The organism is Mycolicibacterium pyrenivorans (assembly GCF_025821625.1).
GTDB classification, from domain to species: domain Bacteria; phylum Actinomycetota; class Actinomycetes; order Mycobacteriales; family Mycobacteriaceae; genus Mycobacterium; species Mycobacterium pyrenivorans.
Window position 1 is genome coordinate 66,966 of record NZ_JACKSH010000185.1, and the last position, 11,884, is coordinate 78,849.

At 61.8% G+C, this 11,884-nt stretch carries 9 protein-coding genes and 2 pseudogenes; 10 read left to right on the top strand and 1 reads right to left on the bottom strand.

Annotation, left to right across the window (positions count from 1 at the left end; all coding sequences use genetic code 11):
- Nucleotides 1–7: 7 nt before the first annotated feature.
- From H7I57_RS21375 to H7I57_RS21405, 7 genes and pseudogenes are all read left to right on the top strand, one after another.
- Nucleotides 8–1,204 (top strand): MCE family protein, encoded by a 1,197-nt coding sequence (locus H7I57_RS21375; RefSeq protein WP_264025874.1) that lies wholly within the window; start codon nucleotides 8–10, stop codon nucleotides 1,202–1,204.
- Nucleotides 1,201–2,226 carry an MCE family protein gene (locus tag H7I57_RS21380; RefSeq protein WP_264025876.1) on the top strand — a complete coding sequence of 342 codons (1,026 nt, stop codon included), beginning with the start codon at nucleotides 1,201–1,203 and terminating at the stop codon, nucleotides 2,224–2,226. The genes H7I57_RS21375 and H7I57_RS21380 overlap by 4 nt, the downstream gene beginning before the upstream one ends.
- A complete protein-coding gene (locus H7I57_RS21385; protein ID WP_264025877.1) occupies nucleotides 2,227–3,330 on the top strand; it encodes an MCE family protein in 1,104 nt (367 codons plus the stop codon). It begins immediately after the preceding gene.
- Entirely contained in the window at nucleotides 3,314–4,810 is a 1,497-nt protein-coding gene (locus H7I57_RS21390; RefSeq protein WP_264025879.1) for an MCE family protein, read from the top strand. The genes H7I57_RS21385 and H7I57_RS21390 overlap by 17 nt, the downstream gene beginning before the upstream one ends.
- Nucleotides 4,807–6,153: an MCE family protein gene (locus H7I57_RS21395; protein ID WP_264025881.1), complete on the top strand. Its 1,347-nt coding sequence runs from the start codon at nucleotides 4,807–4,809 to the stop codon at nucleotides 6,151–6,153. The genes H7I57_RS21390 and H7I57_RS21395 overlap by 4 nt, the downstream gene beginning before the upstream one ends.
- Entirely contained in the window at nucleotides 6,153–7,808 is a 1,656-nt protein-coding gene (locus H7I57_RS21400) for an MCE family protein (protein ID WP_264025882.1), read from the top strand. The genes H7I57_RS21395 and H7I57_RS21400 overlap by 1 nt, the downstream gene beginning before the upstream one ends.
- Before the next feature lie 301 nt (nucleotides 7,809–8,109).
- Nucleotides 8,110–8,301, top strand: a pseudogene (locus H7I57_RS21405) (IS1634 family transposase); the annotation flags it as partial.
- 62 nt (nucleotides 8,302–8,363) lie between these two features.
- Here the strand turns inward: H7I57_RS21405 and H7I57_RS21410 are convergent.
- Nucleotides 8,364–8,534: pseudogene (locus H7I57_RS21410) on the bottom strand (ATP-binding protein); the annotation flags it as partial.
- A 239-nt stretch (nucleotides 8,535–8,773) separates the two neighbouring features.
- Here H7I57_RS21410 and H7I57_RS21415 point away from each other — a divergent pair.
- The 3 genes from H7I57_RS21415 to H7I57_RS21425 all read left to right on the top strand — a co-directional run bounded on the left by H7I57_RS21415 (nucleotide 8,774) and on the right by H7I57_RS21425 (nucleotide 11,820).
- Nucleotides 8,774–9,841, top strand: a complete 1,068-nt coding sequence (locus H7I57_RS21415) for a tyrosine-type recombinase/integrase (RefSeq protein ID WP_011777792.1) — start codon at nucleotides 8,774–8,776, stop codon at nucleotides 9,839–9,841.
- The gene (locus H7I57_RS21420) at nucleotides 9,838–10,152 is read left to right on the top strand and encodes a helix-turn-helix domain-containing protein (RefSeq protein WP_011777793.1); all 315 of its coding nucleotides are present in this window, start codon (nucleotides 9,838–9,840) and stop codon (nucleotides 10,150–10,152) included. Before H7I57_RS21415 ends, H7I57_RS21420 begins: the two co-directional genes overlap by 4 nt.
- 489 nt (nucleotides 10,153–10,641) lie before the next feature.
- Nucleotides 10,642–11,820, top strand: a complete 1,179-nt coding sequence (locus H7I57_RS21425) for a tyrosine-type recombinase/integrase (protein ID WP_264025884.1) — start codon at nucleotides 10,642–10,644, stop codon at nucleotides 11,818–11,820.
- Nucleotides 11,821–11,884 lie beyond the last annotated feature (64 nt).

An 11,884-nucleotide genomic window follows, 5' to 3' on the forward strand; every position in this document is an offset into this window, starting at 1 on the left:
AGACGAGTTGAACAAGAACTACACTCGACCCCTGGCGGGGCTCGGACTGGTCGTCGTAGTGATCGCGATCCTCGCGCTGTCGATCGGACTGTTCGCCGGCAAGTTCACCGAAACCGTTCCCGTCACCGTGATCTCCAACCGTGCCGGACTGGTGATGAACCCCGACGCCAAGGTCAAGATGCGCGGCGTCCAGGTCGGCACTGTGGAGTCGATCGAGTACCGCCCAGATGGCACGGCCGCCCTGAAACTCGGTATTGACCCCTCGCAGATGCACCTGATCCCAGCCAACGTGGGGGTCGAGATCACCTCGTCCACGGTGTTCGGCGCCAAGTTCGTCCAACTTGATGCTCCTGAGGATCCGTCGCCGGAGACCCTTCGAGGGCATCAGGTATTGCAGGGCGAGCAGGTCACCGTTGAGATCAACACCGTCTTCCAGCAATTGGTGAACGTCCTCGACGCCGTCGATCCAGCCAAACTCAATGAGACGCTCGGCGCAATCGCCAAGGCTTTTGACGGCCGAGGTGAGAAGCTGGGCCAGACCGCCGTTGACCTCAACGCACTACTCGCAAAACTGGAGCCGAGTCTGCCAACCCTCGCGCACGAGATCCAAACCGCGGTACCTGCCTTCACCGCATATGCTGACGCGTCGCCGGACCTGCTGCAAATTCTGCAAAGCACAACAGATTTCGGCAACACAATCGTCGACCAGCAGCGAAATCTGGACCGTATGTTGCTCAGTGTCACCGGACTCGCTCAATCGGGCAACGACGTGATCGGGGGTAACCGCAAAGCGCTGACGGACACCCTCCACGTACTTCTCCCTACCACCGATCTTGTGAGCCGCTACCGAAAGTCGTTGTGGTGCGGCCTTGGTGGGCTAATCCCCTTCGCCAAGTCCAACCCGCAATTCGCGGGTATCATCACCTCGTCCGGCATCACGCTCGGGGTGGAAAGATACCGCTACCCCGGGGACTTGCCGAAAGTTGCCGCAAGCACGGGTGGCAGGGATTATTGTCAGGAACTGGGTTTACCCGAGGTGCCACCCGAATTCGTTACTCCGCTCATCATCAGCGACATCGGTACCAATCCGACCCAGTACGGGAATGGCGGCATTCTGCTGAATTCAGAGGGGCTCAAGAATTGGTTGTTCGGCCCGCTTGACGGACCGCCACGCAACACCGCACAGGTTGGGATGCCGGGATGACGAGATCGGCAGGTACGCTCATCAAGTTCGGGATCTTCGCGATCGTCATGGCCCTCTTGACAACCTTCCTGTTCTTGGTGTTCAGCGACGCCAGGACCGGTGCCACGAATCAGTATTCGGCGGTATTCAAGGATGCGTCCCGCCTGGAGTCCGGAGATACCGTGAGGATTGCAGGTATCCGGGTAGGCACGGTGCGGGACGTATCCCTGCTGTCGGACCGTAATGTGCTGGTCACCTTCGATACGGAGCGCAGTACGCTGTTGACAACCGGGACGAAAGCGGCGGTCCGGTACCTCAATCTCGTCGGCGACCGCTATCTGGAGCTCGTAGACAGTCCAGACTCAACACGCATTCTCCCGAGCGGTTCTCAGATACCTCTGACGCGAACAGCGCCCGCCCTTGACCTCGACCTGTTGCTCGGGGGTCTCAAGCCCGTCATAAGAGGGCTGAATCCGCAAGACGTGAACGCCCTGAGCGCATCGTTGGTGCAGATCCTCCAGGGACAGGGCGGCACACTCGATTCTCTTTTCTCGAAGACTTCATCACTGACCAGCACTCTTGCGGACAACTCGGCAGTCATCGAGTCGTTGATCGAAGACATGCGGGCTGTCCTACAGACGCTGTCGAAAGACGGCGAAGAATTCTCAGGAAGCATCGATCGGCTTGAACAACTTGTGAACGGACTCGCGGCGGACAAAGATCCGATCGGAACCGCCGTCGACGCGCTGGACAAGGGCACGGCCTCCTTGGCGGACTTACTCGGCCGTAGTCGAGCGCCACTTGCCGGCACGATAGACCAATTGAACAGACTCGCTCCGCTGGTAGACACGGATCTCGCGAGGCTTGACGCCACGATTCAACGTCTGCCCTTCATCTACCGCAAGCTTGCCCGAGTCGGCTCCTACGGGGCCTTCTTCCCTTACTACCTGTGCGGTATCACGTTCCGGGCGAGCGATCTTGAAGGACGCACCGTGGTGTTCCCCTGGATCAAGCAAGAGACAGGAAGGTGTGTGGACAAGTAAATGCTCAAGTATCGCGGATCACGGCTCGTCCGAACCGGCACCATTGGTGTGATCCTCTTAGTCCTTGTCATCGCCGTTGGACTCCAGCCGGAGCGCCTGCTGCAGTGGGCAACAGCCATTCGCTACCATGCGCTGTTCACCGAGGCAGGCGGTCTCGCCGTCGGTAACGACGTGACACTGTCGGGGATCAAGGTCGGTAGCGTGTCGTCCATAGAACTGGCCAATGGTGATGCGCTGGTTGGCTTCACTGTCGACGCCAGATATGCTCTGGGCTCCACCACTGCTGCTCACATCCGCACCGGCACGCTGCTCGGCGAGCGCGTCTTGGCGTTGGAGTCGGAGGGCAGTGGTGCGTTGGACCCTCAGTCGGCAATACCCACTTCTCGCACTTCATCACCATATTCACTGACCGACGCGGTCAGCGAGCTGACCGCCAACACCGCTGACACGAATACAGACTTGCTCAACCAGTCGCTGGATACGCTGTCGGCGACTCTTGACCAAATAGCCCCGCAGTTGGGACCGACCTTCGACGGCCTGTCTCGCCTGTCTCGTTCACTGAACAGTCGCAATGAGTCACTGGCGGAGCTATTGAGAACGGCCGGCGATGTCACGCAGATCTTCTCCGAGCGAAGCCAGAAGATAAACTCGCTGCTGTTGAACGCCAACGATTTCGTGGCCGTCTTGAACGATCGTCGATTCGCGATCACGCGGCTTTTATCGAGTATCTCAGCAGTATCCAAGCAACTGACCGGGGTGGTCGGTGATAACGAAGCCAAGTTGGCCCCGGCCCTGAAGCACCTCAACACAGTGACGGCAATGCTGGAGAAGAACAGGGATAACCTCGCCAAAATGCTTCCTGGCGCAGCCAAGTACTACCTGACGCAGGGTGAGATCGTGGCCAATGGCGCTTACTACAACGCGCTGATACCGAATATTTCGCCGGCCCAGATTCTCCAGCCGTTCCTCGACTACGCGTTCGGGTTCCGCCGAGGCGTCAATGCAGGACAGCCGCCGGACACCGCCGGTCCACGCGCCGAGATTCCATTCCCCGTCAACGGCATCCCTCAGCCAGGAGATCTTCCCGATGATGGCAACCCGTAAGCGTCTGGTTGCCATCACGGCGACTTTTCTGTGCCTGCTTGTCGTTCTGGGTGCGGCATTTCTTGTGCGGCAGAAGTATTTCGGGCCGATCACGATAAGAGTTAACTTTCCCACGGCCACAGCGATCTATGCCGGCGACGACGTGCGGGTCTCCGGCGTCAAGGTCGGGACCATTGACTCGATCGAACCCGAGGGCACCCAAACGACGATGACCCTCAAGGTCGGCAGAGATGTGCCGATTCCAGCCGAGGCCAAAGCCGTGATCGTTGCTCAGAACCTCGTTGCGGCCAGATACGTTCAGCTCACCCCGGCCTATCGTGCAGGTTCGGGAGCGAAGATGCGTGACGGCGATGTAATACCGCGGGAGCGCACGGCGGTTCCGGTCGAGTGGGACGAAGTGAAGACAGAACTGACGCGGCTGGCGACGGCTCTGGGACCCAAGGCGGGTGTCTCCGGCACCTCGATTTCGAGGTTCGTCGATAGCGCCGCAAATGCCATGGACGGCAACGGCGACAAGCTGCGCCAAACGATCGCGCAAATGTCTGGGGCAGCAAGGATTTTCGCCGAGGGCAGCGGCAATATCGCAGACATAATCAAAAACCTTCAGACCTTTGTGTCTGCTTTGAAAGACAGTAAGGAACAGATAGTTCTCTTCGAGGATCGCCTCGCGAGCCTTACCAGCGTCGTCAATGACAGCAGATCTGACCTGGACGCAGCCCTGTCCGAGCTCTCGACCGCGGTGGGCGAGGTGCAGCGTTTCGTTGCTGGCAGCCGGGACCAAGCCTCTGAGCAGATCCAACACCTGGCCAACCTCACGCAAATCCTCGTCGACAACCGACTTGCCTTCGAAAACGTGCTGCATATCGTTCCGAATGCGATCGGGAACTACAACAACATCTATTACCCAAACGGTGGTTCAGTCAGCGGCGCCTTCTCGGTGTCGAACTTCTCGAACCCTGTATGGTTCATTTGCGGAATGATCGGTGGCGTTGCGAACACCACCGCTCCCGAGACGGCGAAACTATGCGCTCAGTATCTTGGGCCGGCACTGCGATTGTTGAATTTCAACGGGCTGCCATTTCCGATCAACCCGTACCTGCGCCCGGCCGTGAACCCGCAGAAAGCAATCTTCACCGACCCTAAATTGGCACCGGGCGGAGCCGGTCCGGGTAATCCGCCGGAGCCTCCGCCAGCGGTGTCGGCTTACACCGGCGCCGGGGACATTCCGCCGCCACCCGGTTGGGGCGCACCCGCCGGTCCGCCAGGTATTTATCGACCCGGTGGTGACGGGCCCGCGACGCCCTCGCCTCCCCTGTTTCCCGGGGCTCCGCTTCCCGCGCCGCCGAATGTGCTGTCCAATATTCCTCCTGCACCGCAGACGGTCGAAGGTTTGCTGTTGCCACCGACGCCGGTGTCGACACCGACACCTCTTGCTCCTAACCCACCGCTGCTGCCGGCGGAAGGAAACCCGGCGCCATGAGCCGTTTACATTCTGTCCGCCGCCTCTTCGTGTTTGGTTGTGCGTCACTCCTCTTGGCCGGCTGCAGCTTCGGTGGTGTTAATTCACTACCCCTGCCAGGAGCCGTCGGACGTGGTTCGGACGCGGTGACGTACAACGTCGAGATCGCGAATGTTGCCACTCTGGAGTCCAATTCGCCTGTACTCGTCGATGATGTTGTTGTCGGTAGCGTCGGTAAAATGACCGTTCGAGACTGGCACGCCGAGGTTCAGGTCTCGCTCAAGCCTGAGGTCTTGGTCCCCGCAAACGCAGTTGCCACGATAGGCCAAACCAGTCTCTTGGGGTCAATGCACCTCGCCCTCAACCCGCCCCTGGGTGAAGAGCCTGCGGGTCGCCTGCAGCCCGGCGCAACGATTCCGCTCAGCGCCTCATCGACATACCCGTCCACCGAACGCACGCTGTCCTCATTGTCGACAGTCGTCAACGGTGGTGGGCTCGGGCAAATCGGGGACGTCATCCATAATTTCAACACCGCTTTGTCGGGGCGTGAACCGCAATTCCGGGAGCTCTTGAACCGATTGAACAACTTCGTCGATGTTCTAGACGCGCAACGCGACAACATCGTCGACGCGATGCAGCAACTGAGGCGGGTGGCCAACACATTCGCCGGACAGCGAGATGTCATAGATCGAGCGCTCAAGGAGATCCCTCCGGCCCTTGACGTCTTGATAAAAGAGCGTCCCACGCTGACCACCATGTTGAACAAGCTCGGACAGTTCAGCGACACCACAAACACTCTCGTGAACGATGCGGGTGACGATTTAGTCAAGAACCTAACGAATCTCGGTCCTATACTCGGCGCTCTCGCAGACATCGGACCAGACCTAAATCTCGCTTTGCTCTGGGCGACGGCGTTTCCCTATGGTCCCGCGTTCGCCGACAACATCACGCGCGGTGACTACATCAATCTCTATGCGGTCTTCGACCTGACTTATCCCCGCCTGAAGAAGACGCTGCTGCTCGGAACTAGATGGGGCGACGAAAACGCGAAACTCATTCCGGCGCCGGGTGATCCGTATTATCTCAATTACAGCTACGATCCACTCAAAATCGGCGTGTCACCTCCGCCGTCAGAGGCGCCGCCACCTGCGCCCAACAGCGCACCCGGGCAGGGAATGCCTTCAGTGAGTGGTCCGTTACTCCCTGTGGTTCCCCCACCACCGGCGGCGCCGTGGTTGCCGCAGTCACAACCGATCACCGGGACGCAGATCTTCGCTGGCCCTTACCAGCCGCACGATCCTGCGACCGCGCCGCCGCCGATTACTCCACAGGCCGGTCTTCCATCGTCGAACGGAGGTCGGTGATGCTCACCCGATTCATTCGAACGCAATTGATCATCTTTTCGGTTGCCTCGATAGTCGGTGTCTTCGTGATGGCTTTCGTTTACATGCGAGTTCCCACCTTGTTGGGTATCGGCCGATCGACGGTGACTCTGGAATTGCCGGCCACAGGTGGCTTGTATCGGTTCAGCAATGTGACCTACCGCGGGGTTCAAGTGGGTAAAGTCACGGCAGTGCGGTTGACGCCCAGTGGCGCGGAAGCGACGCTGTCGTTGAGTTCCTCGACCAAAATCCCCGCTGATCTCCAAGCTGAGGTCCGCAGTGTGTCCGCAGTCGGCGAACAGTACGTCGACCTCAGACCCAGGACGGATACGGGGCCTTATCTGCGGGACGGTTCGCGAATTCCAGTATCCGATACCACGATCCCACAGCAGGTCGGACCGATGCTTGACCAACTCAGTGCATTGATTGACAGCCTGCCAAAGGAAAGAATTCCTGACCTTCTCGATGAGACATTCGCTGCCTTCAATGGAGCAGGGCCAGAGTTGGGCTCGCTGCTGGATTCGGGCTCGAAGCTTTCGGAAGTTGGCAACGCGGTGTCTGACCAGACACGAACATTGGTCGACGACAGCCAGCCACTCCTTGACTCTCAAGCTGAAACTGCCGACGCGATACGCAGGTGGGCGCGCAGTCTCTCCGGAATATCACAACAATTGGTCGAGAACGATCCCGACATAAGGTCATTGCTGCAGCGTGGGCCTGGCTTCGCAGACGAGGTCACTGGATTGTTGGATCAAATCAAGCCGACATTACCCATACTGCTTGCGAATCTCACCACGGTGGGACAGATTCTGGTGACCTACAATCCGTCCATCGAGCAACTGTTGGTGTTGGTCCCCGGCGTGGTTTCCGCCCAACAGGCGTTTGGTCTACCGAAAAACAATCCCACCGGCCTACCGTCTGGCGACTTCGCGCTGACGGTCTCCGACCCGAATCCGTGCACCGTGGGATTCTTGCCGCCTTCGCAGTGGAGAGCGCCCGAGGACGAGACGGTTGTCGACACACCGGATAATTTGTACTGCAAGCTACCGCAGGATTCGCCGATCCTTGTTCGGGGAGCGCGGAACTATCCGTGTATGGGGCACCCTGGAAAACGAGCTCCCACAGTCGAGTTGTGTAACGATCCAAAGGGTTTCACGCCGACGTCCATTCGCGAACACCTGACGGGGCCGTACCCATTTGACCCGAATCTGGTCAAAAACGGGGTACCACCCGATGACCGGGTCGATTTCCAAGAGCGAATTTACGCGCCCATCGAGGGTACGCCACTACCGCCCGGCGCAAGCCCTGCCGGGACGCCGCCGGGCGCTCCGCCGCCTGCTCAGCCGCCGGCGGAAGGTCCTGTGCCGGGGGCGGTAGGGTACCCACCCAAACAAGCGGGCGCCGCCCTGCCGGTTCCTTCACCCGCGCCGGCTGCCCCAGAGTCGTCGAACCCGCCGACACCCGTCGCGCCGAGTTCCTTTACCGGCAGCTTCCCCGCCGGGGGGCCATCGATGGCTACGGCGTCTTACGACACGCGGACCGGACAGTATCTCGCGCCGGATGGACAGCTGCAGAAGATCGTCAATCCCCTAGGGGGGGATGCTCCGAAATCGTGGAAGGATCTTTTGCCGATCTGATCATCGGCGGCTCTGAGCGAACTCGATACGCCGTCCGAAGACTTTGACGTTCCTTCGACCTCAGTTGGGTCCGACCGTTATCAAACTAGTGCGCACGTAGCCCGTGGATCTTGGCGAGGATTTCGGCGCGAGGATTTCAGCGAGATCGCGGGGGTCGGGGTTCGGCGGCGGTGAGGGTCTGGTTGCCACCTGACTTTTATCACTGGTGCGGGTTCGGTGACTCTGTAGGTCTGTGACCTGGTCATTCGGTGAGATCCTGGTGCGGATTTGTGCACTAGCGGTGGGGTCGTAAGGTGCCTGCGTGGCGTATGTGCGCACGGTACGGACTTCCTCTGGGGCGACGGCCGTGCAGATCGTGTGGTCCTCGCGGCGAGGGTCGCGCTCGATCGAGCACCTCGGTTCGGCCCACGATGAGCCGGGTCTGGCGGCGTTGAAGGCCGCGGCGGCTCAGCGGTTGGCCGCCGGTCAAGCCGAGCTGGATCTGGGTATCGCCGAACGGTGTCGGCTCCGGTTGAATCCTGAGCAACCTGCTCCGGTTGAAAAGTGAGCAGGTGTTTACGGGGTTGAGTCTGCCTGACGGTCGGCTTCTACGGAGGGCAGAGACTCGATTGCGGTGTGTTTGATGCGGTAGCTCGCTCCTTTGAGGGCGATGACGTCGGCGTGGTGAACGATTCGGTCGATCATTGCCGAGGCGATGGTGGCCTCGCCGAAGACCTGTCCCCAGCGAACTGGAGCTGGCACATGTTCGTTGTGGCTGATTTCTCCTGCTAGCTGGGCTTTCGGCTGTTCTGCGTGTCTTAGCGATCGTCAAGGCGTGATCGCGATCAACTGGAGCTGGCACATGTTCGTTGTGGCTGATTTCTCCTGCTAGCTGGGCTTTCGGCTGTTCTGCGTGTCTTAGCGATCGTCAAGGCGTGATCGCGATATGTTAGGTGTTGCCTTAACTGGTTAGGCGGGAAGAAGGTGTGCGGGGAGTGGAGGGTCTGCGGCTGATTCCCGGTGGCGCCGCACCGGTCGAGGCTGTTGCCGCCGATCCTGTTGTGTTTCAACGTGAATGCGTCGATGCATTCGTGGCGTCCTGGCATGCCCGAGGATTCAGCCCGGTGACGATCGACAACGATATCGGGCTGTTGGAGCGGACCTTGACGGCGCTGGGGTGTCCGGCGTGGGAGGTCACCAGCGAGGACATCGATCGGGTGGTCGGTGAGCTGGCGATGGCGGGGCGGGCGGCGTCGACGCGGCGGGAGTACGTGCAGATCTTCAAGGGGTTCCATCGGTTCCTGCAGACCCGCAAGGCTGCCGAGATCGAGGCCGCGTTCGGGGCGCGGCTGGTGTGCCCGGTGGATGAGTTCAACGCGTCCCGGCACGTGGGCGACGACTCGCCGGCAGTCGCGGCGCCGCCGACCCCGGAGCGGGTGAGCGCATTCTTCGAGTTCCTGAAGACTCGGATTGCCACCGCCCGCAAGTACGGGCCGGCCGCGCGGGACTATGCGATGTTTCGGACCCTGTATCACGCTGGGCTGCGGTCGGAAGAGTCAGCGCTGCTGGAGATTCCGGACGTGCATTTCGATCGTGGACCGTTCGGCAAGTTGCACGTGCGGTTCGGCAAGGCCGCCCACATGTCCGGTCCCCGGCCGCGGTGGGTGCCGATGCTGGACGGTCTGGATGTGTTGTTGCAGTGGTTCCTGGCCGACGTGCGGCCGAAGTTCCCGAACTCGCCGGTGCTGTTCGCCGACGAGTCCGGTGGCGCACTGCATCGGGGCACGATCCGCAACCGCCTGCGGTATCTGATGGAGCTGGAGGGGCGACCGGCGACCGAGCGATTCAGCCCGCACGCGCTGCGCCGGGCCTGCGCCACCCACAACTACGAGCGTGGTGTGGATCTGGTTGCGATTCAACAGCTTTTGGGGCACTGGACGGTGAGCTCGACCATGCGGTACGTGCGGCCGTCGGCGACGTTCATCGAGGACGCCTACCGACGCGCGGTCACCTCGACGCTGGCCGAGCTGAGCGGAGAGGATGGGACGGCATGAGGATTCGTTGGCGGCTGCGGATGGCCGCGGCCCAGCGCGAGGTATGGACCGGCACCGAACTGCGGCGGCTTTTGTCCGAGCGCGCGGGTCTGGAGTTGTCGGCGGCGTCGGTGTCAGCGCTGTTCACCAAGGAGCCAAGCCAGATCAAGGTCTCGACGCTGATCGCCTTGTGCACCGCGCTTGACTGCACCCCGGATGACCTGTTCGAGATCGACACCACCCCAGTCGAACAGCCTGCCGCACGACCGCGCCCGGTCGCCTCGCAGCCCAAGACCGCCACCGCGCGGGGCCGATCAATGCCGCCAATGTAGGCCCACCCAACGTTTCGGAACGGGGTGCGGCTGGTGGGGAAACGACAACGAGACTGCGTTGACTGCGGCGCACCGGTGGGATACATCGGCCGCGAGCACTGCTGCCACTGCACCCGCCGGTTGCGGGCGCAGGCCGCCAAGGCACGATGCCCGGGCTGCGGCTGGGACCGGATCGTGCTGCCGGAGACAGACCGGTGCATGCTGTGCTCACGCCGCTGCCGCGAATGCGGCGGTCCGATCAAATTCCGCGGTGAAACGGTATGCCGGCCATGTCAGAAGCGGGCCACGCTCGCCGCCGCGAAATCGACATGCCCGCGCTGCGCAAAGCCCGGCTATCTGCGCGAGTCGACGGGGTGGTGCGGCCCGTGCTCGCGGCCCCGCCCACCAAAGTATCCGCCCCGCATCTGTGTGTCCTGCGGTGAGCTGCGCCGCCACGCCGCGCACGGCATGTGCGGGCGATGTTGGCAGCGCCACCCGGACCGGCCGTTCGTGCGCGGTGAGACCCTGGCCGCTGCGCTCACTGAACCACCAGGCTGGCTCGGCGATTTCGTCGCGTATCTGGCCGCCCGTCACTGCCCCGCTCGCGCTTGCAGGATGATCGCCACGCTGGCTCGACTCCTCGAAGACGAACACCCCAACCACCCGCAGAGCGTGCTCGAGCGGTCCCGCCGACCTGGCCGGTCGATGGGATCACTGGCTCGCGCTCTGGAAGCGTTCTTCACCGAGCACGGCCTGGCGATGGCCACCGACCAGGACCAGCGGCTGGCCGCCGGACGACGGCAGAAACGGATCGACGCCACACCGGGTCCGATGCGCGTCGCTGTCGCGGCCTTCGCCGAATCCATGCTGCACAACCGCGACCGGGCCCGGCGTGCAGGCACCCGCCCCCGCTCCGACCGCACCATCGAGTCAGCGTTGACGATAGTGCGAGACCTGGCTCACTTCCTCGAAGCGCAACGGGGCAAGCAGGATTGGGCACTCGTGGACGTCACGGATATCGAGGCGTTCCTCGCCGAGTTGCCCAACACCCGAGCGCGACGTCTGACCGTGTTGGGCCAGTTCTTCCGGTTCGCACGCAATCGTCGCGTGGTGCTCGTGGACCCGACACACGGCATGTCAGCCAAGCGGCACAGGGGATTTCGTGGCCGCACACTCACCATCACGCAACAGCGCGACCTATTTCGCCGCTGGAGCGCCGACCCCGCTGCGCATCCGCACGAAGCCCTCTTCGGGCTCCTCGCCATATTGCACGGTGTCTCCAGCCGTGAGCTGCGCCTGCTGCAGGTCGACCACATCGACACCAGTGACCGCTCGATCCGCCTCGGCACGCGCCCCCACCCGGTGCCGCTGGACCCGGTCAGCTGGAACGCGCTGCAACGCAGCCTCGATCACCGCGACACCCAGCGCACCAACAACCCGCACGTGATCGTCACGCGCGGTACCAAAGCCGACCGGCGACCGGCGTCGGAGGCCTACATGAGTCATCTGCTCGATCCCTGCGGCCTGCCACCCAAGATGCTGCGCAGTACCCGGCTGGCCGATCTGGTCAATACGATCGACCCGAAACTCGTCGCGGCAGCCTTCGGGATGAGACCCGAAGGAGCGATGATCTATCTCGCCGATCACCTCGACGAGGGCCGACTGCCCGACCACCTCGCCCAACCCTGATACCTGCAAACATGTCACGTTTCAACGCCACTTCCGCACAGGTTCGCGCGAACAAGTGCGCTTT